Source organism: Citricoccus nitrophenolicus (assembly GCF_047305825.1).
Lineage (GTDB): Bacteria > Actinomycetota > Actinomycetes > Actinomycetales > Micrococcaceae > Citricoccus > Citricoccus nitrophenolicus.
The window spans coordinates 1,121,677-1,145,019 of sequence record NZ_CP063070.1 but is presented as its reverse complement, the minus strand read 5'-3'; the positions used below and the strand labels follow the sequence as shown (position 1 = coordinate 1,145,019).

Annotated in this window: 26 protein-coding genes and 1 pseudogene; 10 read left to right on the top strand and 17 right to left on the bottom strand. The window is 70.4% G+C overall.

Going from position 1 to position 23,343, the window contains the following annotated elements; genetic code table 11:
• Positions 1-63 precede the first annotated feature (63 nt).
• The 6 genes from IMT31_RS05275 (at position 64) to IMT31_RS05250 (ending at position 6,943) form a co-directional block, all read left to right on the top strand.
• Entirely contained in the window at positions 64-2,955 is a 2,892-nt protein-coding gene (locus tag IMT31_RS05275) for an esterase-like activity of phytase family protein (protein ID WP_413544009.1), read from the top strand.
• A gap of 104 nt (positions 2,956-3,059) precedes the next feature.
• Positions 3,060-3,509, top strand: a complete 450-nt coding sequence (locus IMT31_RS05270; RefSeq protein WP_413544008.1) for a MaoC family dehydratase N-terminal domain-containing protein — start codon at positions 3,060-3,062, stop codon at positions 3,507-3,509.
• Entirely contained in the window at positions 3,509-3,913 is a 405-nt protein-coding gene (locus IMT31_RS05265; RefSeq protein ID WP_413544369.1) for a MaoC family dehydratase, read from the top strand. Before IMT31_RS05270 ends, IMT31_RS05265 begins: the two co-directional genes overlap by 1 nt.
• Entirely contained in the window at positions 3,910-5,004 is a 1,095-nt protein-coding gene (locus IMT31_RS05260) for a UDP-N-acetylmuramate dehydrogenase (protein WP_413544007.1), read from the top strand. Before IMT31_RS05265 ends, IMT31_RS05260 begins: the two co-directional genes overlap by 4 nt.
• A gap of 76 nt (positions 5,005-5,080) precedes the next feature.
• Complete coding sequence (locus IMT31_RS05255; RefSeq protein WP_413544006.1) at positions 5,081-5,896, top strand: SGNH/GDSL hydrolase family protein; 816 nt, start codon at positions 5,081-5,083, stop codon at positions 5,894-5,896.
• A 69-nt stretch (positions 5,897-5,965) separates the two neighbouring features.
• Positions 5,966-6,943, top strand: coding sequence for an NAD(P)/FAD-dependent oxidoreductase (locus IMT31_RS05250; RefSeq protein ID WP_413544005.1), 978 nt, complete (start codon positions 5,966-5,968; stop codon positions 6,941-6,943).
• Between the two features lie 6 nt (positions 6,944-6,949).
• Here the strand turns inward: IMT31_RS05250 and asd are convergent, their stop codons facing one another.
• The 10 genes from asd to IMT31_RS05200 all read right to left on the bottom strand — a co-directional run bounded on the left by asd (position 6,950) and on the right by IMT31_RS05200 (position 14,290).
• The gene (asd, locus tag IMT31_RS05245; RefSeq protein WP_345360558.1) at positions 6,950-8,119 is read right to left on the bottom strand and encodes an aspartate-semialdehyde dehydrogenase; all 1,170 of its coding nucleotides are present in this window, start codon (positions 8,117-8,119) and stop codon (positions 6,950-6,952) included.
• Positions 8,120-8,129: 10 nt separating this feature from the next.
• The gene (locus IMT31_RS05240; RefSeq protein WP_413544004.1) at positions 8,130-8,339 is read right to left on the bottom strand and encodes an NF038396 family protein; all 210 of its coding nucleotides are present in this window, start codon (positions 8,337-8,339) and stop codon (positions 8,130-8,132) included.
• 5 nt (positions 8,340-8,344) lie between these two features.
• The gene (locus tag IMT31_RS05235) at positions 8,345-8,824 is read right to left on the bottom strand and encodes a dihydrofolate reductase (protein WP_345360563.1); all 480 of its coding nucleotides are present in this window, start codon (positions 8,822-8,824) and stop codon (positions 8,345-8,347) included.
• A 34-nt stretch (positions 8,825-8,858) separates the two neighbouring features.
• Positions 8,859-9,662, bottom strand: a complete 804-nt coding sequence (locus tag IMT31_RS05230) for a thymidylate synthase (RefSeq protein ID WP_413544003.1) — start codon at positions 9,660-9,662, stop codon at positions 8,859-8,861.
• Positions 9,659-10,060: a GntR family transcriptional regulator gene (locus tag IMT31_RS05225; RefSeq protein WP_413544002.1), complete on the bottom strand. Its 402-nt coding sequence runs from the start codon at positions 10,058-10,060 to the stop codon at positions 9,659-9,661. Before IMT31_RS05225 ends, IMT31_RS05230 begins: the two co-directional genes overlap by 4 nt.
• A complete protein-coding gene (locus tag IMT31_RS05220) occupies positions 10,057-11,088 on the bottom strand; it encodes a hypothetical protein (RefSeq protein ID WP_413544001.1) in 1,032 nt (343 codons plus the stop codon). The genes IMT31_RS05225 and IMT31_RS05220 overlap by 4 nt, the downstream gene beginning before the upstream one ends.
• Positions 11,089-11,175: 87 nt before the next feature.
• Positions 11,176-11,535, bottom strand: coding sequence for a GNAT family N-acetyltransferase (locus tag IMT31_RS05215; RefSeq protein WP_413544000.1), 360 nt, complete (start codon positions 11,533-11,535; stop codon positions 11,176-11,178).
• A gap of 14 nt (positions 11,536-11,549) precedes the next feature.
• Entirely contained in the window at positions 11,550-12,530 is a 981-nt protein-coding gene (locus IMT31_RS05210) for an NUDIX hydrolase (RefSeq protein ID WP_345360578.1), read from the bottom strand.
• A gap of 58 nt (positions 12,531-12,588) precedes the next feature.
• On the bottom strand, positions 12,589-13,590 hold the full coding sequence (gene mshD, locus IMT31_RS05205; RefSeq protein WP_413543999.1) for a mycothiol synthase: 1,002 nt from the start codon (positions 13,588-13,590) through the stop codon (positions 12,589-12,591).
• Between the two features lie 10 nt (positions 13,591-13,600).
• Complete coding sequence (locus IMT31_RS05200) at positions 13,601-14,290, bottom strand: winged helix-turn-helix transcriptional regulator (RefSeq protein ID WP_413543998.1); 690 nt, start codon at positions 14,288-14,290, stop codon at positions 13,601-13,603.
• A gap of 84 nt (positions 14,291-14,374) precedes the next feature.
• Between IMT31_RS05200 and IMT31_RS05195 the strand changes: the two genes are divergently transcribed.
• From IMT31_RS05195 to IMT31_RS05180, 4 genes are all read left to right on the top strand, one after another.
• On the top strand, positions 14,375-15,154 hold the full coding sequence (locus tag IMT31_RS05195) for a hypothetical protein (protein WP_345360587.1): 780 nt from the start codon (positions 14,375-14,377) through the stop codon (positions 15,152-15,154).
• A gap of 18 nt (positions 15,155-15,172) precedes the next feature.
• Positions 15,173-15,517 (top strand): hypothetical protein, encoded by a 345-nt coding sequence (locus tag IMT31_RS05190; protein ID WP_345360590.1) that lies wholly within the window; start codon positions 15,173-15,175, stop codon positions 15,515-15,517.
• A 147-nt stretch (positions 15,518-15,664) separates the two neighbouring features.
• Positions 15,665-16,315, top strand: coding sequence for an FABP family protein (locus tag IMT31_RS05185; RefSeq protein WP_345360593.1), 651 nt, complete (start codon positions 15,665-15,667; stop codon positions 16,313-16,315).
• 5 nt (positions 16,316-16,320) lie between these two features.
• Positions 16,321-17,472, top strand: coding sequence for a folate-binding protein (locus IMT31_RS05180; protein ID WP_345360596.1), 1,152 nt, complete (start codon positions 16,321-16,323; stop codon positions 17,470-17,472).
• A 282-nt stretch (positions 17,473-17,754) separates the two neighbouring features.
• Here IMT31_RS05180 and IMT31_RS05175 read toward each other — a convergent pair.
• The 7 genes and pseudogenes from IMT31_RS05175 to IMT31_RS05145 all read right to left on the bottom strand — a co-directional run.
• Positions 17,755-18,927, bottom strand: a pseudogene (locus IMT31_RS05175) (DUF222 domain-containing protein); the annotation flags it as partial.
• 230 nt (positions 18,928-19,157) lie between these two features.
• Positions 19,158-19,442 (bottom strand): VOC family protein, encoded by a 285-nt coding sequence (locus IMT31_RS05170; protein ID WP_413543997.1) that lies wholly within the window; start codon positions 19,440-19,442, stop codon positions 19,158-19,160.
• Positions 19,443-19,494: 52 nt separating this feature from the next.
• A complete protein-coding gene (locus tag IMT31_RS05165; RefSeq protein ID WP_413543996.1) occupies positions 19,495-20,241 on the bottom strand; it encodes a GNAT family N-acetyltransferase in 747 nt (248 codons plus the stop codon).
• 13 nt (positions 20,242-20,254) lie between these two features.
• The gene (locus IMT31_RS05160) at positions 20,255-21,286 is read right to left on the bottom strand and encodes a 6-phosphofructokinase (protein WP_345360606.1); all 1,032 of its coding nucleotides are present in this window, start codon (positions 21,284-21,286) and stop codon (positions 20,255-20,257) included.
• A 21-nt stretch (positions 21,287-21,307) separates the two neighbouring features.
• Positions 21,308-21,562 carry a PspC domain-containing protein gene (locus IMT31_RS05155; RefSeq protein ID WP_413543995.1) on the bottom strand — a complete coding sequence of 85 codons (255 nt, stop codon included), beginning with the start codon at positions 21,560-21,562 and terminating at the stop codon, positions 21,308-21,310.
• Between the two features lie 25 nt (positions 21,563-21,587).
• Positions 21,588-21,917 (bottom strand): hypothetical protein, encoded by a 330-nt coding sequence (locus IMT31_RS05150; protein WP_345360612.1) that lies wholly within the window; start codon positions 21,915-21,917, stop codon positions 21,588-21,590.
• Positions 21,918-21,922: 5 nt separating this feature from the next.
• On the bottom strand, positions 21,923-23,341 hold the full coding sequence (locus IMT31_RS05145; RefSeq protein WP_413543994.1) for a PspC domain-containing protein: 1,419 nt from the start codon (positions 23,339-23,341) through the stop codon (positions 21,923-21,925).
• Positions 23,342-23,343 lie beyond the last annotated feature (2 nt).

Below are 23,343 nucleotides of genomic sequence, written 5' to 3'. Positions count from 1 at the left end.
ACCGGGGGAGCGGGGGGTTGCATGAGGAGGTCACGCTTCGTCTCCGGAAGGTATCCCCTCGACATGAGAACCCCTCGCCGCCTGTCCGCTGCCGTCGCACTGGGCCTCTCCACGGTCCTGACCGGCGCCCTCGCTGCCCCGGCCCTCGCCGCACCGGCTGCTGCTGATCCCGCCGTACCCGCCGGCGAGTCGGCCGACGGCCAGGCGTTCCACCGCCTCGCCACGCTCCCGGCCTACGAGAACCAGCTCGCCGCGGACGAGAACGCAGACCTCTCCGCCGCCACCGTCGCGGAGATCTCCACCGTCACCGCTGACGGCAACACCGTGATCCACACGGACGCCGAGGCCGGCGGCATCGGCTTCGTGGACATCACCGATCCGGAGGATCCGACGGCGGACGGCTTCAAGCCCACCGACGGCTCCCCGACGTCCGTGTATGCCACCGAGGACCACATCATCGTGGTCACGGACCAGACCGAGGACTTCGAGGACCCGGCCGGCAAGGTCGAGTTCTGGGATCCGCAGACCCGTGAGCTGATCCACGGGGTTCAGCTGAAGGGCCAGCCCGACTCCATCGACGTCTCCCCGGACGGATCCACGGCCATGATCGCCATGGAGAACCAGCGGGACGAGGACCGGGAGGACGTGGACGGCGGACTGCCGCAGCTGCCGCCCGGCGATCTGGCCGTGATCGACCTCTCCGGCGAGGACATCACGTCCCTGGATGCGGACGCCGTCCTCTACACGGACCTGACCGGGCTCGAGGGTCTGGACACCCCGGAGGACCCGGAGCCCGAGTACATCAAGTTCTCCCCGGACGGCACCAAGGCCGCCCTGACCCTGCAGGAGAACAACGGCGTGGTGGTCTTCGATGCCGAGGGCACCATCCTGGACCACTTCAGCGCCGGGGCGGTGTCCGTGGACGGCATCGACACCGCCGAGGACGGCAACCTCTCCCTCGACGGTTCGATCACCGACGCCGTGCGGGAGCCGGACGCCATCGGCTGGATCGGCAATGACCACGTGGCCACCGCCAACGAGGGTGACTGGAAGGGCGGCAGCCGCGGCTGGACCGTCTTCAACGCCGATCCGGAGTCTGAGGACTTCGGCCGCGTGGCGTGGGACGCCGGCAACTCCTTCGAGAACCTCGCCCACCGCTACGGCCAGTACCCCGAGCACCGGTCCGAGAACAAGGGTTCCGAGCCCGAGGGGCTGACCGTGGAGACCTACGGGGACACCACCTACGCCTTCGTCGGCTCCGAGCGCGGCAACTTCGTGGCCGTGTACAACGTCGACGACCCGGCCGACCCGGTGTTCACCCAGCTGATGCCCTCCACCAACGGCCCCGAGGGCCTGTTGGCCATCCCGGAGCGGGACCTCATGATCGTCTCCTCGGAGGAGGACGATGCCGAGGTGGGCGTCCGCGCCACCGTTCAGGTGTACCGCCTGGGCGAGGGCCCGGCGCAGACCCCCACCCTGAAGTCGGCTGACGAGCCCGGGGCCGCCGGCCAGCCGATCACCTGGTCCGCTCTGGGGGCCCTGTCCGGTGTGCCGGGCGAGGACCAGAAGCTCTACGCAGCCCCGGACGACTTCCTGTCCCCGTCCCGCATCTACACGGTGGACACCACCACCGGCAACGACGGCGGCCCGGCCACCATCACCTCCGAGCTCATCCTGGAGAAGGGGTACGACGTGGAGGGCCTCTGGGCCGACCGGGACGGCACCTTCTGGCTGGCCGTGGAGGGGACCGAGGGCGAGAACGGCGCCGAGGGCAACCAGCTGGTCCACGTGGACGCCGAGGGCAGGGAACTGCAGGCTGTGGACCTGCCCGCCGAGATCGCGGCGGGCCTGGGCGGCCAGGGCTTCGAGGGCGTGACCGGGTACGGCACCGGCGAGGACGCGGTGCTCTACGCGGCGGTCCAGCGGGAGGCGGCCGGCGAGGACTTCGCCCGCATCGCCAAGTTCACCCCGGCCGCCAACGGCGGCGAGGGCGCCTGGGAGTGGTTCGGCTACGAGCTCGAGTCCACGGACGTGGAGGGTGACTGGATCGGCCTGAGCGAGATCACCGCGGTGGATGAGAGCACCCTGGCCGTCATCGAGCGAGACAAGCTCAACGGACCGGACGCCGCCCTGAAGAAGATCTTCACCGTGGAGCTCCCCGAGACCGGTGCCGCCACGGACGCCCCCGCCGACGAGGTCGAGGTCCTGCAGAAGACCGAGGCCCTGGACGTGCTGCCCGAGCTGCAGGCGCTCAACGGCTGGACCCAGGAGAAGCTCGAGGGCCTGGGCATCACCACCGGCGGTGACGTCTTCGCGGTCACGGACAACGACGGAGTGGAGGACGCCACCGGCGAGACGGTGTTCCTGGACCTGGGCTCGGCCGCTGACGTGTTCGACCTGCAGTCACCGGCCGAGAACTTCACGGACAATGCTCCGGGGTCGCGGCACTTCGCTCCGGTGCGGTGGATGCAGGAGCAGGGTCTGACCAACGGGTACAGCGATGGTTCCTTCGGCAAGGACCGGGAGATCTCCCGGGGTGAGTCCCTGGCGTTCGTCTACCGGTATCTGGACCCGGAGTTCACGCCCGAGGGCGAGCCGTTCCCGGATGTCGCCGGTGAGCACACCCACTACGCGCCGATCGCCTGGGCCCAGGCCAACGAGATCAGCCAGGGCTACGTGGATGGGCAGTTCAAGCCCGCCCGTGAGGTGACCCGTGGGGAGTTCGCGTCCTTCCTCTACCGGGCCGTCGACCCCGAGCACCTGGGCCCGGAGCAGACCGAGTTCTCCGACGTGCCCACCGGTGATGCGGCCTACCAGGCCATCACCTGGTTGGCCTCGGAGGGCCTCTCCGTGGGCTACTCGGATGGTTCCTACCGGTCCGACCGCCACATCACCCGTGCCGAGGTCGCCACCCTGCTCTACCGCTACGAGACCATGATCGCCAACGAGGGCTGACACCCTCGCCCGTCTCTGTGACGCCCACGGTGGTTCAGGTCAGCCGGTAAGCTGGGAGGCGGCCATCGGCCGACCAGCCCGTCAACCACACCAGGAGGACCGCCGTGGGCGTGAACCCGGACCTGCAGGGGCGGAGCTATCCGCCCACTGAGCCCTATCTCGTCGGCCGGGAGAAGGTCCGCGAGTTCGCCGCGGCCGTGCAGGCCACGCACCCGGCCCACACGGACCTGGCCGCGGCCCAGGGACTCGGGTACGCCGATCTGGTGGCGCCGCCGACCTTCCTGGTGACCCTGGCACAGAAGGCGGAGGCCGCCGCGGTGAACGATCCGGAGGCCGGGATCGACTTCACCCGCGTGGTCCACGCGGACGAGCGCTTCACCCACCACCGGCCGGCCGTCGCCGGGGACGAGCTGATCGGCACCACCTCCGTGGAGTCCGTCAAGTCCCTGGGCGGCCACACCATGGTCACCACCGCCACGGAGATCGCCACCCCGGCCGGCGAGCCGGTCAGCACCGTGCGCTCCACCCTGCTGGTCCGCGGAGACGGCGCATGATGCAGAAGGGCGACTCCATCGGATCCACCACCCTCACCCTGACCCGTGCCGATCTGGTGCGCTATGCGGGGGCCTCGGGTGACTTCAACCCCATCCACTGGTCCGAGTCCACGGCGCGCTCGGTGGAACTGCCCGGCGTGATCGCGCACGGCATGCTGACCATGGGCGCCGCCGTCCAGCTCGTCACGGACTGGTGCGGGGACCCCGGCGCCATCCTGGACTACCAGACCCGCTTCACGGCCATGGTCCCGGTGGACGAGGCGGAGGGCGCCGAGCTGACGGTCTCCGGCAAGATCGGCACCGTCAACGACGACGGCTCGGTCCGGATCGACCTGACCGTCACCGATCCGCGGCACGGGGACGCGAAGGTCCTGACCAAGGCGCAGGCGGTCGTGCGCCGGTGAGCGAATCCGTGAGGCTCGCCGAGTACACCTCCAGCCGGGTGGGCGGCCCGGCCGCCGACTGGATCGAGGCCACCTCGGCCACGCAGGCCGTCCAGGCCCTCCGCGCCCTGGACGACTCCGGGGTCCCGGTCCTCGTCCTCGGCGGCGGCTCCAACACCCTGATGGCGGATTCCGGTTTCCCCGGCACCGTCGTCCGGCTCGCCTTCTCCGGTACGGAGGTGGTGGAGGAGGCCGACTCCACGGTCCGGATCCGGATTGCCGCCGGTCACTCCTGGGACGAGGCCGTGGCCTGGTCCGTGGACCAGGGACTGACGGGCCTCGAGGCGCTGTCCGGGATCCCCGGCTCGGCCGGGGCCACCCCGGTGCAGAACGTGGGCGCCTACGGGGCGGACGTCTCCCAGTCGTTGGTCTCCGTGCAGGCCTGGGACCGCCGGGCCGGGGAGCTGGTGACCCTGACGAAGGAGGACCTGCGCTTCGGCTACCGGGACTCCGTGATCAAGCGCAGCCTGCTCGCCTCCGACGACACGACCCCGCGGTGGGTCGTCCTCTCCGTGGACTTCCGCCTGCACCACACCGGCCGCACCGCGCCCGTGCGATTCGCCCAGCTGGCCCACGCCCTGGGCGTGGAGGAGGGGGATTGGGCGCCGCTGGAGACGGTCCGCCACCACGTGTTGCACCTGCGGGCGGGCAAGGGCATGGTCCTGGACCCGGAGGACCATGACACGTGGTCCACGGGATCCTTCTTCACCAATCCCATCGTCCCCGCCTCGGTGCGCGCCCATCTGCCCGAGGACGCCCCGGCCTACGGTGCCGGCCGGGATGCGGACGGCGAGCCGCTGGTCAAGCTCTCCGCCGCCTGGCTCATCGACCGCGCCGGCTTCGGCAAGGGCTTCGGGCTGGGACCGGACGAACACCCGATCGCCGGGGCCCGCGCGTCGTTGTCCACCAAGCACACGCTCGCCGTGACGAACCGGGGTGCGGCGAGCACCGCGGACCTGCTGGCCGTGGCCCGCACGGTGCGGGACGGCGTTCAGGGCCGGTGGGGCGTGGAGCTGCACCCCGAGCCGGTGCTGGTGGGCTGCGCACTCTGACCGTTCGGCCACGCTTCACGGAGCTGTCACCGGGTGGCCACCAGATGCAACGCCGGGGTGACTAGGGTCAGCCCCCATGGGCGGACTGTTCGTGGCCATCGGCGACTCCTTCACCGAGGGCGTGGGGGACTGGGACACCCGGCACCCCAACGGCGTACGCGGCTGGGCTGACCGGGTGGCCAAGCAGCTCTCCAAGGCGGATCCGGACACGCGCTACGCCAACCTGGCGATCCGCAGCCGGCGCCTCGCGGGGGTCGTGGAGGAGCAGATCGAGCCGGCCCTGGACCTGAGGCCTGACCTGATCAGCTTCTACGCGGGCGGCAATGACCTCCTCGAGCTGCGCAAGGATCTGGGGCCGGTCCTGGAGACCTACACCCGGGCGGTGGAGCGGCTCGTCTCCACCGGGGCCCATGTGCTCCTCTTCACGGGCTTCGACATCCCGCTGCACCCCGTGCTGGAACCGTTCAAGCGCAGGAACTGGGCGTTCAATGACCACGTGCGCCAGTTGGCCCGCCGGCACCCGGACGCCGTGACCCTGGTGGACTACTGGGCGTGGAACGCCTACCGGGACCGCCGCATGTGGGACATCGACAAGCTCCACATGAACCGTGCCGGGCACCGTTACATGGCCATTCAGATCCTCAACATCCTCGGCGTCCGGCACCAGTTGGAGTTCGAGCCCTTCGGGCCCAGCGAGAGGGTGGGGCCGGTCCAGTCCGTGAGCCGGGACGTGGAGTGGCTGCGCCAGTGGGTGCTGCCCATGTTCGGACGCCGGATCCGGGGGGTCACGCTCGGCGATGAGCTGCGGCCCAAATGGCCCGAGCCCATCCGGCCCGCGGACGGCATGAAGAAGATGTACCGCAAGCGGCGCACGCCACTGGCCGTCGACTGATCCCCTGGGTGAATTTTCCGTTCGGCAAGAATGTTTGCCAAGTGGATCCATGCGGCGCAGGATGGAGTCATGACCTCAACGTCCTCAACTCACAAGACCTCAGAAGCCCCTCTCCTCGACGTCCTGGTGGCCGGCGGTGGCGCCGCCGGACTCGCTGCGGCGGTGACCCTCGCCCGGTCCCGCCGGTCGGTCACGGTGGTGGACTCCGGGCAACCCCGCAATGCGCCGGCCGAGGGTGTCCACGCACTGCTGGGCCGTGAGGGCATCAGCCCGGCCGAGCTGCTGGCCGCCGGGCGGAGCGAGGTCGCCGGCTACGGAGGAGAGGTCCTGGACGGGGAGATCGCCGCGGTCCGCCGCCTCGAGGAAGGCCTATTCGAGGCCACGCTGGGCGGAGGGGCACACGAGGGGACCGTCCTGACCGCGCGGCGGCTGCTCATCGCCACGGGTCTGCGGGACGAGCTGCCTGACGTCCCCGGGCTGGCCGAGCGGTGGGGGAGGGACGTCATCCACTGTCCCTACTGCCACGGTTGGGAGGTCCGGGACCGCTCCATACTGGTCCTCGGCACCTCGCCGAACTCCGTGCACCAGGCCCTGCTGTTCAGTCAGCTCAGCGCGGACGTCCGGTTCCTGGAGGACACCGCGCAGGGGCCCGGGTTGGACGCTGATCAGGCCCGGATGCTGGCCTCGCGAGGGATCGAGGTGACCGCGGGTGCAGCGGCCGGCCTCGAGACAGCGGCGCGGGGCGGCGAGGACCGGCTCGTCGGGGTGCGGCTGACCGACGGCGAGTTGCTGCCCGCCGAGGTGGTCGTGGTGGCCACGCGCATGCTGGCCCGGACAGAGGCCTTCGAGCCACTCGGCCTCCGCCTCGAGGAGAACCCGATGGGCCGGTTCATCGCCGCGGAGGCCATGGGGCGCACCACGGTGCCCGGTGTCTGGGCGGCCGGCAACTCCGCGGACCTGTCCGCCCAGGTCGGGGCGGCGGCTGCGGCCGGGACCATGGCCGCCGCCCAGATCAACGCGGAACTGGTGATGGAGGGACTGGTCTAGGGGCCCTCAGAGGTTCCCGGTGGCGATGGCCAGCATGCGGCGCACCGGCTCGGCGGCGCCCCACAGCAGCTGGTCGCCCACGGTGAACGCGGAGAGGTACTCGGGGCCCATCTCCATCTTGCGCAGCCGTCCCACGGGGATCGTCATGGACCCGGAGGCGGCCACCGGCGTCAGGTCCGCCATGGAGGCCTCCTTGGTGTTCGGCACCACGGTGGCCCACTCGTTGTCCGCTGCGATGAGCTGCTCGATCTCGTCCAGCGGCACGTCCTGCGTCAGCTTCAGGGTCAGCGCCTGCGAGTGGGAGCGCAGGGTGCCGATCCGCACGCACAGGGAGTCGAAGGGGACCCGGGAGCCGGCGGCGTGACCCAGGATCTTGTTGGTCTCGTCCCCGGCCTTCTTCTCCTCCTTGGACATGCCGTTGCCCAGGTCGGCGTCGATCCAGGGGATGAGGGAGCCGGCCAGCGGCACGCCGAACTGGGAGGCGTCCAGGCTGCCGTCCCGCTGGGCGGTCAGGACCTTGCGGTCGATCTCCAGGATGGCGGAGGCTGGGTCAGCGAGCTCGTCCGCCACCACGCCGTTCAGCCCGCCGAACTGGTTCAGCAGCTCGCGCATGTGGCGGGCGCCGCCGCCGGAGGCCGCCTGGTAGGTCATGGCGGTGCCCCACTCCACCAGACCGGCCTTGAACAGGCCGCCCAGGCCCATGAGCATGCAGGAGACGGTGCAGTTGCCGCCCACGAACTCCTTGACGCCGTTCGCCAGCCCGGCATCGATCACGCCTCGGTTGACGGGGTCCAGCACGATGATCGAGGAGTCCTCCATGCGCAGCGTGGAGGCCGCGTCGATCCAGAGGCCGTCCCAGCCGGCGGCACGCAGCTTCGGGTAGACGGCCTTCGTGTAGTCCCCGCCCTGGGTGGTGAGGATGACGGGCAGCTTGGCCAGCGTCTCCAGGTCATAGGCGTCCTGCAGAGTGCCGGCACCGCGGGGGGCAGGCTTGCCGGCGGCGGAGGTGGAGAAGAACACCGGGTTCAGCCGGTCGAAATCGCCTTCCTCAGCCATCCGTTGCATGAGCACCGAACCGACCATCCCGCGCCAGCCGATGAGTCCCACGGTGGGGTTGGCGGCGGCGTCGGAAGCCGGCTTGCTGGCAGGAACAGTGGCTGAATCATGGGAAAGCATGTGGGCCAGTCTACTGGCCGCCAGGGTCTCCGGTCAGTGACCTGCGCTTCATGAGGGCCCACAGCCCGCCGAAGATGAACACCTGCGTGAGCACCACGAGGAAGATGACGCCCATCAGCACGTTGTCCGTGAAGATCATGACCAGGCCCATCACGGCGGTGACCAGGCCCAGGATGGGGCATGCGATGAACGCGATGAAGGTCAAGGTGGTCTTGTTCATCAGGCTCATGGCCTCTCCCAGCGTTCGAAGCGGTAGCCGTCGTGCTCCTGGACGTCGGTCCGGGACCACTGGCCGTCCAGGGTGGGCGCGTGGGTGTCCCCGGTGACATCGGTCTCGATCACGGTGATCTCGGCGAGTGTGGCCACGTCGAGCGCCTGCTCGTAGAGCGTCGCCCCGCCGATCACCCAGATCAGGTCCAGTCCGTCCGCCTCGCCGGCGGCCTCGAGGGCCTCCTGGAAGCCGGGAACGACGACGGCCCCCGCCTCCCGCATGGACCCCGCCGTCTCCTGGCGCCGGGACACCACGATGTTGGTGCGTCCGGGCAGGGGGCGCACCTGTTCCGGGAAGGAGTCCCAGGTGCGGCGGCCCATGATGACGGGGTGGCCGAGCGTGAGCTCCTTGAAGTGTGCGAGGTCCTCGGGCAGGTGCCAGGGCATGGAGCCGTCGGCGCCGATCACGCGGTCCGGGGACTGTGCCCAGATCATGCCGATGCGCGAGGGAGTGCTTTCAGAGGGTCTGTCAGACGGCAATGGGGGCCTTGATCGTCGGGTGGTGCTGGTAGTCGACCAGCGCGAAGTCCTCGAGGGAGTAACTGAAGAGGTCGTCCGGCGTCCGGGCGATCTCGAGCCGCGGGTACGGGTACGGCTCGCGGGTGAGCTGCTCGGTGACCTGCTCCACGTGGTTGGAGTAGATGTGGCAGTCCCCGCCGGTCCACACGAACTCGCCGGGCTCCAGGCCGGTCTGCTGCGCCACCATGACGGTCAGCAGGGCGTAGGAGGCGATGTTGAAGGGCACTCCGAGGAACAGGTCCGCCGAACGCTGGTAGAGCTGGCAGGAGAGGCGGCCGTCCGCCACGTAGAACTGGAACATCGCGTGGCACGGCGGCAGCGCCATCTCCTCCACCTCAGCCGGGTTCCACGCGGTGACGAGGTGCCGGCGGGAGTCCGGGGTGGTCCTGATCGACTCCACCACCTGGGCGATCTGGTCGATCTGCCCGCCGTCCGGCGTGGGCCAGGACCGCCACTGAACACCGTAGACCGGGCCGAGCTCGCCGTCCGCGTCCGCCCACTCGTCCCAGATCTTCACGCCGCGCTCCTGCAGCCAGCGGACGTTGGAGTCTCCGCGCAGGAACCAGAGCAGTTCCAGTGCCACGGACTTGAAATGCACGCGCTTGGTGGTGATCAGGGGGAAGGACTCGGAGAGGTCATAGCGCAGTTGGCGTCCGAAGACGCTGCGGGTCCCGGTTCCGGTGCGATCGGTCTTGACGGTTCCATCGGCCAGGACCTCGGCCAGGAGATCCTCGTAGGGGGTGGGAATGCTCACGGCTCCAGTCTACTGGCCGTCCGGCTGACGAGTTCCATCATCTCCTGTCGGCTGAAGCCCGCGCCCGTCGCCTTCCGCACGAGATCCTCGGCAGCCTGCACCACGACGTCCGGTGCCTCCTGGACCGGCCCCGCCTTCGCGCGGGGGCCCGGCGGAGCCTCCGTCACCGTGGTTCCGTGCCGGCGCCGGGAGTGCACGTAGCCGGCGGACTCGAGCTCGCGGTACGCCCGGGCCACTGTCCCCACGGCGATCCCCAGGTCCGCTGCCAGCGCCCGGACCGAGGGGAGCCGGGAACCGGGGGCCAGCGTGCCGTCGTCGACCAGCGCCGTGATCCGAGACCGCAGCTGCTCGAACGGGGGGACCGGCGAGGACAGGTCGAGGACGATCTCGGCGCTCATGAGCGCACGGCTTCTCGCGCGTCCGAGGCGGCCCGGGCCGGGCGGGTGGCCACGCCGGGCACCGCAGGGGCGGGGGCTATCACGCAGGCCACGATGAGGCCGAAGAGCACGAACAGCACCAGGGCCCTCGTCAGCAGGAGGACGTCCGGCAGCTCGTACGTCCCGGGGCGGAAGATGGCCGAGGAGGAGAACCCGTTCCACACCTGGGTGCCGTTGAGGATGGCGGCCCCGGTCACGGCGAAGATGCCGGCGGCACCCACCGCCAGGATCCGGTTGGCACCACCGGCACGGATGGCCGCGTCCTGTGGGGCGCTGGCGCGACCGAGCGATGGCCGGCGCAGAGACACCCGGGTCAGGGCCAACGTGAGCAGCACGAAGCCCGCCGTGGCCGTCCCCAGTGCTGCGGCCAGAACTGCCGCCTGTCTGGTCTGGAAGGCCGGGGTGACCACGCACAGTGCGCACCAGACCGTGGCGAGCAGTGTGGCCAGGCCGAGGGCGAGCAGTGGCCACCGAGAGGACGTGCCGGTGCTCACCGTCCCGTCCGCGGGGCAATGTCCGCGGCGGATGCCGAACTCGGTGAAGCCCAGGATCAGCAGGGCGGCGGCGCAGGGCAGGGAGGTCCACAGGATCATGGACCCATGGCCCTCCCCGTCCGGTGGGACGGTACCGAGGAGGAACGCGACGATGATCCCGGTGGGGATCGCCATGATCCAGGCCACCATCGCCCCGTCCAGGCGCAGTCGCAGCACGGCGCGGGCGGTGCCGGGCAGCGAGGGTGCGCCGGGCACCCGGGGCGGCCGGCCGGCGTCGTGCCCCTCCGAGCCGGTCGCCGTGTGAGCGCCGAGCGCGGCCAGGTGGGGCGAGCGCCAGAGCAGCAGGACGATCAGGATGGTGATGGAGGCCCCGGCCACCCAGGGTTGGGCCTCGCTGGAGACGGCGGTGGCCCAGGCGTTGAACCCCGTCTGCCCGATCCCGAGGATCATGGCGGCCAGGGTGCGCAGGGCCCGGTTGACGGCGATGCGCCGCACCAGGTCGTCGTCATGGGGATGCAGGCCGCCCAGGATCGGCCGGCGGGCGATGGCCCTCAGGACCAGGACGAAAGGAGGCGGTGGCCGCTAGTCCGGCAGTTCGCCCGTGAAGACGAGCGGCTGGTACTCCGGATAGCGCCGCAGGTAGTCCTGCACGTAGGAGCACTCCGGCACGATCGAGAAGCCCTCGGCCTTCAGCCGTTCCAACACGATCGTCACGAGGGCCCGTGCGTAGCCCCGGCGGCCGAAGGACTCGTCGATGATGGTGTGCTGCAGCACCACCACGGTGTCCTCGCCCACGGTGTGCTCCGCGTAGCCGAGGAAGCCGATGAACTGGTCCCGCTGCCACAGCTCGACGCGGCCGCGGTCCGGATCGCGCTCGACGCGCAGCTCGTCATGGACGATCTTGGGTGCCTGCTCGGGTGCCTGCTCGCTGCCGCTGGTCATGGCAAGACCCTAGCTCAGTCGTCCCAGACGTCGTAGGCCTCGACCGAGACGATCCTCCCACCGAGGTCCAGGGCCTGGTGCACCACGATGACCGCCCCGGGGGAGAGGTACGGGTCCTTCTCCGGGAGGGCGGCGGGCACGGCGGGCGGAAGGTCCTGGGCGAGGACCTTCAGGATCTCCGGGAGGACGGGCCGGTGGGTGCACAGCAGGGTTGAACGCTGCTTGCCGAGCAGCCTGGCCATCTCCTGGCGCGCCTTGTGGGGCTTGTTCTTGGCCGCCTTCTCGGTGAAGGCGGAGACCTCTTTGAACCCCCGCCGGGTGTCCTTGACGTAGGGCGTCACCGTCTCCACACAACGCAACCACGGTGAGGTGATGACCTTCTGTGGCTCCCAGGCCGCCAGCAGCCGGCGCACGGCGAGCGCCTGACGCCGGCCCGTCGCCGCGAGCGGGCGCTGACCCTCCGCGCGGGACCAGGAGGAGCGTGGCTTGGCCTTGGCGTGGCGCAGCACGATGAAGGGGGCCGTGCGCAGGGCCTGGTCCCGATGGGCGGCCATCAAGGCCTCCAGGGGTTCCGCATCCGTGGCGTTGGTCAGCAGCTCCCGGGCCTGGTCCGCGGGAACCCACTGGGTGCGGTCAACCTCCTTGCCGTCCGGGACCGGGGTGGTCCGGCCGGCCTCCGCGGCCCAGTACCAGACCTCCTTCGGGGTTTTCTTTCCATTGCCGACCGAGTAGCGGGTGATCGGCAGCGGGATGCCGAGCTCGATCTCGAGCCCGATCTCCTCTGACACCTCACGCCGGGCGCACTCGGGGAGGGTCTCGCCGTCGTCGAGCTTGCCCTTGGGCCAGGACCAGTCGTCGTATTGGGGGCGGTGGATCAGCAGGACCTCGAGGCCCTGGCCGGCGGTGCGCCATGGCAGGACGCCCGCGGCCAACACCTGCGCGGAGGGTCCTGCATCATGGAAGTCGGCGGTGGATCGGGCGGCAGTATGGGGCATGCGGGGTGATTCCACTCTCGGGGGATGGGCGACGATCCATGGTACTGGTCCGGGGTCGTCAGGCTCTCGGGGCGTACATGACGTCCGTGTCCCAGCGGACGAAGCCGAGCTTGCGGTACAGCTCCACAGCGGGGGTGTTGTCCGCATCCACGTAGAGCATGACGGCCTCCACGTCCTGCTGCTGCAGGTGGCGGATGCCGGCCACCGTGAGGACCCGCCCCAGTCCACGGCCCTGTGCCTCCGGCCCGACTCCCACCACGTACACCTCGCCGAGCGGGGGGTGGCCGTCAGCGCCGGGATGGATCTTGGTCCAGTGGAAGCCCAGCAGGGTGCCGTCCGCGTCCTCGGCCAGGAAGAAGCCGGCCGGATCGAACCACGGCTCGGCCTTGCGGGCGTCCAGGTCGTCCTGGTCCAGGGAGCCCTGTTCGGGGTGGTCGGCGAAGGACGCGGCATTGACGGCGAGGAGGGCCTCGTCGTCCACGCCCGGCTCGAAGGTCCGCAGGGTGATGCCCTCCGGCATGGTCCCGTCCCACACGCTCGTGCGGTTCGAGCCGACCACCTCGTCCTCCGGGGAGACCTGGTGCGTCAGCCGCAGGCGCAACAGCTCCCGGACCGGAGCGTAGCCGAACTGTTCGGCCAGCCGAGCGGCGGCCGCATGGTTGCCGTGCGCCCACGCGTTCAACGGGGCGGGGCGGCCGGGCCGGTCCGTGATCCCGCGCGCCAGCGCGGTGGCGACGCCCTGGGAACGGCAGTTCGGGTGCACCACCAGTTCCAGCGTCCCCGTTGCCTCCGGCCCGGCGTCCGGAGCAGGGGAGATGGCGACGGCGGCGCCCGCCAGCTCGCCCTCGCGGCCGTCCTGATGGTCCAGCCACGCGGTCACGGTGTGGACCCGGTCCGGATCGTCCGTGGTGCGCAGTTCGACCCAGGTCTGGTCGGAGAACGGCGGGTTGCCGTCGGCTCCTTCAGCGGCCTCGGCAAGGGTCACGAGGTCACGCAGCAGGCCGGTCTCGAGCCGGCCGGCGCTCGTGGTCAAGGACGGGGATTCGTGCGGGTGGTCCATGGGGACAACCCTAGTCGCTGTGGTTCGTCTTCTCCCGGGGGACGAAGCGGTAGCCCACGTTCCGCACGGTGCCGATCAGCTGTTCCTGGTCCGGGCCCAGCTTGGCCCGCAACCGCCGCACGTGCACGTCCACGGTGCGGGTTCCGCCGAAGTAGTCGTAGCCCCACACTTCGTGCAGGAGCTGCTCCCGGGTGAAGACCCGCCCGGGGTGCTGCACCAGGTGCTTGAGCAGCTCGAACTCCTTGAAGGTGAGGTTCATCGGGACGCCGTGGACCTGGGCTGTGTAGGTGGAGGCGTCCACGAAGATCCCGGAGGCCCGGATCGGCTGGTCATCGGCGGAACCACGGTCCGGGCGGGGCAGGGTGGCCAGCCGCAGGCGAGCCGTCACCTCGGCGGGTCCGGCGGAGTCCAGCAGGAAGTCTGTGGCTCCCCACACGGGGGAGAAGCCGGCGAGCCCGCCCTCGGTCAGGATCGGCAGCAGGGGTAGTTCCGGCGAGGCCGTGGCGAGGGCGCGGCACAGGTTGCGGGCCTCGGTCAGGCCCCGGCGGGCGTCCACCAGCACGACGTCGGCCTCAGGGTGCCGCAGCAACGTCTCCGCCCGCGGTGGTCCCATGACCGTGCGGTGGTCCAGGAAGGCCAGGGACTCCAGGACGGCCTCGGCGCGGTCGGACGTGCCGGAGAGTATCAACAGCAGGGCCATGGCGGTCCTCTCTCTTCCGGGTCAGGTCGATTATAGGGAAGGGATTGGTCGGAGTCAGTTTGGAGTCAATGGCAGGATGGAAGGGTGAAGCATCCTCTGTTGGCCGTCACCGGCGCGGTCGCCGCGATGCTCGTGGCTGCGGGCGGCCTCGGGGCACACTGGCTCGGGGCCCCGTGGGCCCTGGTCCTGCTGGCGGGCCTCCTCGTGGTGGTCGTCGCCCTGGGTTGGCCGCAGATGCTCGGTGCCCCCGCGCGGAAGTCGCTCACCGCAGTGCTCGCGCTGACCGGCCTCGGCGCCGCCGTGGCCGTGGTCCTCTGGCCCGGGCGGGCCCCTGGCGAGGGGATCGAGGACTTCGGGGCCTCGCTCATCGAACCGATCGCCGTGGCCATCGCCCTCGGCGTGGTGGCTGCCTTCATGGTCCAGCTGTTCCGGGGCTCGGGCAGCCCTCATCGACTGGAGTCCACCGCGGGCACCATCACCGGTGTGGCCGCCGTCTCCAGTGCCGCCGCCTGGGTGGCCCTCGCCCGGTACGACGCCGGCCCGTTCGTCTTCTCCGTCGGCGTCTCCCTGGCGCTCGCCGCCCTGGCCGGGCTGGTTCCGATCCCGGGCCGGGCCGGCCGGGGACTGTCCGCTGCGCTCTCCGTGGTGCTGGCCGGTGCCGTGCCCTGGCTGTTGACCGGCTCCTGGGCCGCCGTGGTGGCCGGCGCGCTGGGTGGCCTGACGCTGGTGCTGTTGGGGCAGCTGGCGCCGGAGCGTGGGCGCGGCCGTCCCGTGGGCCTCCGCGCGGCCTGGGCCCTGGGGGCGGCACCCGTGGCCGTGGCCGGACTCGTGGCCTACTTTGTATTCAGGATCATGCCGGCGTGACCGGCGGAAGGAGTTCTCATGACGGAGATGGCTGCAGCCCACTACACGGTGGCGATGGAAGAGGGCGGGGACGGCGCGTTCGAGCGCGCGTTCCGGTTCGTCGGGGGCGTGCTCACCCAGGTCCTCGGCGGGTCCGGGGCCGATGTGGTGGGCGTGTCCGTGGTGGTGCGCCGCCGAAGTGACGCAGAGGAGGTCCTGCGCATCGATGCAGTCAACGCCGAGGACGGGGACCAGATCCTGCAGGCGATCCAGGCGGACCTGGACACCTACCCGCGGGACGAGTTCGTGACCTATTGGCTGGAACAGGTCCAGGGTGGGCGTCATGTGGCGGGGCGCGAGGGCCACGGGACGCGGCTGGACTAGCTCTGGAGTAGGATCGGAGGCATGTCGATTCTTGCACTTGAGGTTTTCTTCACCGCCCTGCTCGTCATCGCCGGACTGGCCATGGCTGCCTTTGCCGTGCTCGTGGTGACTGGCCTGTACAAGGGCCAGCGCTGAGGTTGAGCCTGCGTGGCCACTGAACTTCCGTTCGACCTGACCCCGGAGCTCGCTCCGCTCTCCTGGCTGATCGGCGCCTGGGAGGGGCAGGGGCGCCTCGGCTCGGGTGAGGACGGCTCCGAGGTCTTCTACCAGCGAGTCGATTTCACCGACCACCGCCTGCCGTTCATCGAGTACCGGGCTGAGTCCTGGCTGTGTGAGCCGAATGGCACGCTCGTGCGCCCGCTGACCGTGGAGAACGGCTTCTGGGCGTTGGACCGTGACCGCCGGGACGGTGATCCGGGGCCGGGCATGCAGCCGGCGGACGTGGTGCCCGTGCTCCGTTCCGCCGAAGACGTGGAGACGCTCCGCCGAGAGGACGGGTCCTTCCCGATCACCGCGCAGATCTCCCACCCCGGCTCCCTGACCGAGCTGTACTACGGTGTCATCAAGGGCCCCCAACTCCAGGTGGCCACCGATTCCGTCCTGCGAGGCTCCGCTGCTGGGCCGTACGAGGGCGGGACCCGGATCATGGGCCTGGTGAACGGCCAGTTGTTCTGGCGTTGGGACGCCACCCACACCACCGAGAACGGCGAGGAACCCCATGCCTCGGCCATCCTCGACCGGATGCCGGACCCCACCCAGGGTCAGCTGGCACCCGGGAAACCGCGAATGGAGTCCTGAGAGACATGCTGAACCTTCCCGGGGCGGTGGCCGGCAACGGCCCTGATGCCCCCGTGGCCGCACACTATGGCCAGCCGATCGCCGAGCAACGGGCGTTGGCGGAGGGCACCGCGGTGGTGGACCTCTCCCACCGCGGCGTGGTGACGGTGACCGGTCCCGACCGGCTCACCTGGTTGAACGTGCTGACCTCCCAGAAGCTTGACCGCCTGGCCGCCGGCGTCTCGAGCGAGACCCTGTTCCTCGACATCCAGGGGCGGATCGAGTTCGACTGTCACCTCGTGGATGACGGCGAGACCACCTGGCTCACCGTGGAACCGGGGGAGAATGCCGGGCTCGCCGACTGGCTGGAGAAGATGAGGTTCGCCTCCCGCGTGGAAGTGGCCGACCGCACCGGCGAGATCGCTGTGCTGGGTTCCACCGCCGAGGTTCCCGGGTGGGATCTGGGCGGAGACTCCGTGGCCGTGGCTCGGTGGCAGGACCCCTGGCCGGCTATCAGCGAGGGCGGGTTTCCGTATACCGACGATCCCGACCCCGCGCACCATCCGGCGGCCGACTGGAGCTGGAACGAGTACCTGGTGCCGGCACCGGCACCGGCGCTGACCCAGTCCCTGGAGGAGAACCTGCCCGAGGGGTGGACGCTGGCCGGCACGATGGCCTCGGAGGCGTTGCGCATGGCCGCCCTGCGCCCGCGGCACGGCGTGGACACGGACGAGCGCACCATCCCGCACGAGATCGACCTGGTCCGCACGGCCGTGCATCTGGAGAAGGGCTGCTACAAGGGCCAGGAGACCATCGCCCGGGTCCACAACCTGGGCCGGCCGCCGCGGCGGCTGACGTTCCTTCAGCTCGACGGCTCGGGCCACACCCTGCCGACATCCGGATCCGACGTGGTGGTGCGGCCGGAGACGGAGGACCAGGCTGCGTCGGCCCGCTCCGTGGGCACCCTCACCTCCGTGGCCCTGCACCACGAGATGGGGCCCATCGCGCTGGCGATGCTCAAGCGCAACACCGACCCCGAGGCCGAGCTGCTGGTACGTGGCGGATCGGCCGAGGACGGCTGGTCCTTCACGGCGGCCACCCAGGAGACCGTGGTCTCGCCCCAGGCCGGGCAGGTCGTCGGGCGGCAGACCGGTTTCCTCCGCAAGGGATCTCGCTGAGCCGATTCGCCGATCTGGAGCTCTCCGCGCTCTCCGAGTTCCCCGAGGTTCCCGAGGCAGTCTGACCGTGACCGTCCTGGTGTCCCTGGTGCAGGGCACGTCTCGCTGGTCACGCGCACTCCAGGACCCCCTCTCTCCGGTGGAATCCACAGGGGCGAGGGGTTTCCCGGGTGGTGGAGTCAAGGGCCGGGCCCGGTTGCTGTAGCGGTGGCCGGTGGGAGTGGTGACCGTGAGGTGTTCCGGCGTGGCCTGGTGTGACCAGCCGGGGTGTTCTTTGGTGTGGTTGCAGCGTTCGCAGAGCCCGGAGCCGTTGGCGTAGCTGGTGGGTCCGCCGTCTCGATGAGGGGTGGCGTGGTCGATGTGGCGGATGGGGGCACCGCAGTATGGGGTGCGGCAGATGTGGTCCCGGAGCAGGATCATCTGGCGGAGTTTTCCGGTGAACTCTCGGCGGTGGGAGTCCATGGCGACGAGTTGCCCGGTCTCGGGCGAGGTGTACAGGCGGCGGAGGAACACGCTGGCCTCAGAGCTGGACTCAGGGCTGGTGGGCGTCAGGAGTCGGCGGGCGTGGGCGGCGGGAAGGGGCCCGTATCCGGGAACCCAGGCGGGTTCACTGGCGTCGGCGAGCAGGGTGGTGTCCGTCATGATGAGTTGGACCTCCACCGGGGAGGTCTGCTCGGGGGTCTGGCCGGTGAGGCGCTGGACGAAGGCGTCGCTGAGGACTTGCCGGGGGGTGCGGTCACCGGCCTGGCCCTCGGCCACGGCGGTGGCGGCCTGGTCCGCGATGGCCCGGTAGCAGGTGGCTGCCTCGAGAGCGGGCAGCAGCGCGGTGAGGTAGGCCATCCCGTGCTCGGTGGCTTTGATGTGCACATGCCGGGTGGTCACGGCCTGCTCGTACTGCTCCGCGGCGGCTTCGGGGTCTTCCCGGTGGGCCGCGGCCTGGGTCTGATGCGTGAGGTCGCGGATGCCCAGACCGGTCAGCCGGTCCGCCAGCGACGAGTCGACGTTCCGGCGGGCCTGCCCGGGCAGCCAGTGGGTGTGCCGCTCCACGGTGGCCGCGTGCTCCTCGCTGATCTGGCCCTTCTGGAGGGCGGCGAGCGTGTTCGTCAGGTCCTGGACGAGGTGGAGGGCCTGCCGGAGGTGGGTGCTGCCCCGCTGCTGGTTCTCTCGGCGGGCCAGGGCGATCTCGGATCCCAGCCCGCGACCACGGCGGGCGGCCGGGATGCCGCGGGCGGCCTCGTCCAGATGCCGGTGTTCGTGGAGTGCTGCCGTCTCGCGGGCCTGTGCAGCGGCGCAGGCGGCCTTGAGATCCTCCAGGGCGCGGATGCGGTGGATGGCCTCGGCCTCACGTCTCACGGCGGCCAGTTCCTCCGGGGAGGGCCCGAAGCGGCCTGCGTGCCGGCGGGCGGAGGGGGCGGTGTCCGCGGGAGAGGCCGACGCAGTGGCGGCCGGGGTCATGCCGGCCAGGGACTCTCGGAGGGCGATGAGGTCCTGGGCATCCGCCAACACCGGGGCGGCATCCTGCCAGGAGGTCATTCCTGGAACCCCACTGGGAATCCCACCGGGAACCCCACTGGGGGCGCCACTAAGAGTCCCACCGAGAGCCACACCCGCGTCTTCGAACATGTGTACTACATTATTCAGGCGGGCGGACACCGTAAAGAGCCACCGATCAAGATGTGGACAACTCAGGCGTCCCGGGCGGACAGGACACAGAATTCGTTGCCGTCGGGGTCCGCCAACACGGTCCAGGTGGCCTCCTGCGGTTCCCCGACGTCGATGACCTTTGCGCCCAAGCCCACGAGTCGCTCGATCTCGGCGTCCCGGTTCTCCGAGGTATGCGGCGCGAAATCCCAGTGCAGGCGGTTCTTCCCGGACTTCTCATGGTCCACAGGGACGAAGACCAGGCCCGGTGGGACGCGGTGGAACGGGTCGGTGGACTCCACCACGGTCGAATACCATCTCAGCGCCATGGCTCAGGGTAGGCCCGGGCGCCCCTCGTTGGACAGTGCGACTGGTTCAGTGCTACTGGTTCAACAGCATCGTCGTCTGCGAACCGGCCAGCTCGAACCCCAACGACGCGGCCACCCGCTGGGCACCGGTGTTGCCCAGGGAGGCCCGCCACTGGGGGATGAGGCCTTCCGTGAAGGCCTCCTCCATCGCGATCGCCCCGGCGTAGGCGCCCAGGCCCATGCGCCGCACGTCCGGCCGGACCAGCACGCCCACGTGGCCGATCAGCCCCTGCCATTCCTCGTACCCGGCACCCGCCACCGCCTGTCCGGTCGGGGTGCCCGCGCCGTCGTCGGGAATCAGGGTGAAGGTGGAGTCCAGGCCGGACAGTCCCACCTCGGTGACATCATCCGCGGGGCACTGGGACTCCAGCTCCTGCGCGTCCGCGACTTCGTAGGACACCGCCACAGAGGAGGACCGGTCCAGCTGCGGGACGTCCTCGGCGTAGTACAGCACCCATTCACCGAGGGATCGGGCCGAGTGTCCCGTGCCGAGGCGGATCATGGTCGATTCCAGGGCGAGTACCTCGTCATCCAGGTCCCGGGCGGCGTCCAACAGCCACCGGGGCCCGTAGAGCACGGAGGTGCCGTACAACCGGACGAAGGTGGCGATCTGCTCGTCCTCACCGGGGTGCTCGTCCACCGGTACCTCGAGCCGACGGCCCCCGTCCGTGGACGCCTCGGTGATCGCGCCGTCGTCGAGCCCCAGGATGCGGGACCAGGCCAACTCGATGATCTGGCGGGTGTGGGCGTTGACGGACATGCCCACCACGCTACTACCGCCCGAACAGCACCTTCGCCTCGTCGTATCGATGCGCCGGGACCTCCTTGAGCCCGTCCAGCGCCGCGGCCAGGTCCACCTGCACGATCTCCGTGCCGTCCAGCGCCACCATCTGGCCGAACCGGCCCCCGGCCACCAGGTCGATGGCCCCCATGCCGAAGCGGGTGGCCAACACGCGGTCGTAGCCGGTGGGGGCGCCCCCGCGCTGGATGTGGCCCAGCACGGTGCTGCGCGTCTCGATCCCGGTGGAGTCCTCGATCTGGCGGGTGACCCACTCGCCGATGCCGCCCAGCCGCGGCCTTCCGGAGGCATCCGCCCCGGCCTCGGCCAGCGGGTCGTCGAGCCCCTCGGGGACGAAGCCCTCGGCCACCACCACCAGGGGGGAACGGCCACGGTCATGGACCTGACGGACCCACTCGAACACCTGCTCCATGGGCGTGCGCTGCTCGGGGATCAGGATGGCATGGGCCCCGGCGGACATGCCCGAGTGCAGGGCGATCCAGCCGACGTGCCGGCCCATCACCTCCGCCACCATGCACCGGTGATGGGACTCGCCCGTGGTGCGCAGCCGGTCCATGGCGTCCGTGGCGATCGAGACGGCAGTGTCGAAGCCGAAGGTGTAGTCCGTGGCCTTCAGGTCGTTGTCGATCGTCTTGGGGACGCCCACGAGGGGCACGCCGTCGTCGGACAACCGCTTCGCTCCGGCCAGCGTGCCCTCGCCGCCGATGGCGACCACCGCGTCCAGGCCCAACGCGGTCATGCGGGCCTTGATGTTCTCCGGCCCCCCGCCCGGGTGATTGTAGGGGTGGGTACGCGAGGTTCCGAGGATGGTGCCGCCCGTACGCGCCAGACCGCGGACCTTCTGCCGGGGCAGGTCCTCCACCTCGCCCTCGATCAGTCCGCGCCAGCCGTCCCGGATGCCGACCAGCTCGTAGTCATAGGACTTGATCCCGTGCAGCACGGCCGAGCGGATGACCGCGTTGAGGCCGGGGCAGTCCCCGCCGCTCGTGAGGAGGCCGACGCGCATGCTGGGGGTCCTTTCCGGAGCTTACAGGGGACGCTGGGTTCCCGGGAGCACTCGCTCCAGCGGGATGGTGTTGTCCTGCCAGGGCAGCAGGATCCATGCAATCACATACGCCGCGGGACCGATCAACGGCAGGATGAAACTGAGCAGAACAACGATCCTGACCAGGGTGGGGTCCCAGCCGAACTTGGCCGCGATCCCGCCACAGATGCCGCCGACCCAGCGGCGCGGCCCGCGGCGGAAGGGGATGTTCCTCAGGGTGCGGTACAAGGTGTCCATGGTGTGCTCCTCTGTCTGGGGTGGCTTATCGGGTCTTGCTACGGGCAGCGCCGGCGATGCCGCCGGCCAACAGGGCGACGCCGCCGACCACGGCGAGTCCGATCATCACGAGCACCGGGTCCACGTCCCAGTCAAGCACGGTGACGGACAGGGACCACAGGGCCAGCAGCAGGGCGATCACCCCCCACACCAGGGTGCCGGTGCGCAGGCTGGGCTTCTCCGGGACATCGGGGGAGGAGCTGTTGGCCTCGAAGTGCCGGTCATGTACGGTGCCGCGGGTGATCTCGGCCTCGAGGGCATCGCCCTCGGGATCATGGTGGGGAGGGTGGGGAAGGTGGGGATCTTGGGTGTTCATGTCATTCACTCCTGCGTGGTGTTGGTGTCGGCGGTGGTGTCAGCGGTGGTGTCAGCGCCGGCATCCGCGCCAGGGGCTTCGGCGCGGACGTTCAGGGTGGAGAAGGACAGGTCGGCGGCCACGATCAACCGCTCGTCTCCCGGGGCGTCCACCACCTGGATGCGGCCGGACCCGTCAGTGCCGAGGTTCGGTCCGCCCACCGAGCTGAACGAGTTGTCCACCTCGAGGTAGACGTCCACGTCCTCCGGTACGACCAGGTCCACGGTGGAGAAGCTGAGGTTCAGGTCCACCGGCTCCACGGTGGTGGAGCTGCTGCCCTCGAGCCCGGAGAGGTTGATGGTGGCCTCCCCGAAGCTCAGCTCGTAGCCGTCCGCGGGGCTGCCGGACAACACGCCCCCGTTCCAGTCGCCGCGCTCGGCCCAGGGCCCCCACGGACCATTCATGCCGTCCGTGAACGCGGCCCCGCCCGTTGCGCCGATCACGGGGAGGGCGAGGATGGCCGTGGTGACGGTCAGTCCGCCGCCGCCGCGGCCGGCAACCGCCCCGATGATGAGCCCGATCGCCAGCACCGCGAGCGTGGTGGCCAGGGACGCGGCCCAGATGACGGGCCACGAGGCCGTGAAGACCTCGAGGTAGCGCAGCAGGGAGACGGCGGCGCCGGCCAGCACGGCCAGCCCGACGACGGCCAGCTGGGCCGAGCCCGGCAGCGACGGCGGGGTGCGGTTCACCGGGGGCGCAGTGGGCGCAGTGGGCGCCGGTCGGTACGGCGCCTGATAGTGGGGCTGCGAGGCGGTGGCGGACATGGGTTCCGGTCCTTCCGGGAGGGGTGCGGAGTCTGGGGCGGATTCTGTGGGGGTCGAGTACCACCCGGTGTCCGATGGCGCCAGGTAGGCGGGCGGTGTCGGTGCAGTGGGTGCCGCGGCGGAGGATGCCGTGGACTCGGGGACACCGGAGACGCCGGCGGCTTCCCGGGAGTCACCAGCGCCGGTTCCGATGGCGTCCTGGCGGCCGCGGGTGACCACCAGCCACACGAAGAAGCCGATGATCGCGAGCCCCACGATGCTGCCGAAGTTCCAGAAGCCCTCACCACGGCCGATCTGGCCGGGGACGCTGAACAGACTGCCGAGGCCCAGTACGGTGACGATCAGGGCACCGGTGGTCCCCGAGCTCCAGCGCCCCCGGGCGGCCTCTCGGGCATGGATGCGTCCGTCCGGTTCGGGCAGGAACATCCAGGCGGCCCCGTAGAGCAGGACGGTCAGCCCGGCCGTCAGCAGGGTCAGGACCACGAACAGGGCGCGGCCCAGGGTCCGGTCCAAGCCGACGCGCTCGGACATCCCGGCCACCACGCCGCCGATCCAGCGGTTCGGGGAGCGCACGGTGCGCAGTGAGTCGATCCAGGGGTAGAAGCCGGTGTTCTCGTTCATGG

Excerpts from the sequence above, each read along its gene's own strand:
- IMT31_RS05275 (WP_413544009.1), top strand. The coding sequence starts at position 64 with ATGAGAACCCCTCGCCGCCTGTCCGCTGCCGTCGCACTGGGCCTCTCC.
- IMT31_RS05265 (WP_413544369.1), top strand. The coding sequence starts at position 3,509 with ATGCAGAAGGGCGACTCCATCGGATCCACCACCCTCACCCTGACCCGT.
- IMT31_RS05255 (WP_413544006.1), top strand. The coding sequence starts at position 5,081 with ATGGGCGGACTGTTCGTGGCCATCGGCGACTCCTTCACCGAGGGCGTG.
- IMT31_RS05250 (WP_413544005.1), top strand. The coding sequence starts at position 5,966 with ATGACCTCAACGTCCTCAACTCACAAGACCTCAGAAGCCCCTCTCCTC.
- asd (WP_345360558.1), bottom strand. The coding sequence starts at position 8,119 with ATGCTTTCCCATGATTCAGCCACTGTTCCTGCCAGCAAGCCGGCTTCC.
- IMT31_RS05240 (WP_413544004.1), bottom strand. The coding sequence starts at position 8,339 with ATGAACAAGACCACCTTGACCTTCATCGCGTTCATCGCATGCCCCATC.
- IMT31_RS05235 (WP_345360563.1), bottom strand. The coding sequence starts at position 8,824 with ATGATCTGGGCACAGTCCCCGGACCGCGTGATCGGCGCCGACGGCTCC.
- IMT31_RS05225 (WP_413544002.1), bottom strand. The coding sequence starts at position 10,060 with ATGAGCGCCGAGATCGTCCTCGACCTGTCCTCGCCGGTCCCCCCGTTC.
- IMT31_RS05215 (WP_413544000.1), bottom strand. The coding sequence starts at position 11,535 with ATGACCAGCGGCAGCGAGCAGGCACCCGAGCAGGCACCCAAGATCGTC.
- IMT31_RS05210 (WP_345360578.1), bottom strand. The coding sequence starts at position 12,530 with ATGCCCCATACTGCCGCCCGATCCACCGCCGACTTCCATGATGCAGGA.
- mshD (WP_413543999.1), bottom strand. The coding sequence starts at position 13,590 with ATGGACCACCCGCACGAATCCCCGTCCTTGACCACGAGCGCCGGCCGG.
- IMT31_RS05200 (WP_413543998.1), bottom strand. The coding sequence starts at position 14,290 with ATGGCCCTGCTGTTGATACTCTCCGGCACGTCCGACCGCGCCGAGGCC.
- IMT31_RS05190 (WP_345360590.1), top strand. The coding sequence starts at position 15,173 with ATGACGGAGATGGCTGCAGCCCACTACACGGTGGCGATGGAAGAGGGC.
- IMT31_RS05180 (WP_345360596.1), top strand. The coding sequence starts at position 16,321 with ATGCTGAACCTTCCCGGGGCGGTGGCCGGCAACGGCCCTGATGCCCCC.
- IMT31_RS05170 (WP_413543997.1), bottom strand. The coding sequence starts at position 19,442 with ATGGCGCTGAGATGGTATTCGACCGTGGTGGAGTCCACCGACCCGTTC.
- IMT31_RS05165 (WP_413543996.1), bottom strand. The coding sequence starts at position 20,241 with ATGTCCGTCAACGCCCACACCCGCCAGATCATCGAGTTGGCCTGGTCC.
- IMT31_RS05160 (WP_345360606.1), bottom strand. The coding sequence starts at position 21,286 with ATGCGCGTCGGCCTCCTCACGAGCGGCGGGGACTGCCCCGGCCTCAAC.
- IMT31_RS05155 (WP_413543995.1), bottom strand. The coding sequence starts at position 21,562 with ATGGACACCTTGTACCGCACCCTGAGGAACATCCCCTTCCGCCGCGGG.
- IMT31_RS05150 (WP_345360612.1), bottom strand. The coding sequence starts at position 21,917 with ATGAACACCCAAGATCCCCACCTTCCCCACCCTCCCCACCATGATCCC.
- IMT31_RS05145 (WP_413543994.1), bottom strand. The coding sequence starts at position 23,341 with ATGAACGAGAACACCGGCTTCTACCCCTGGATCGACTCACTGCGCACC.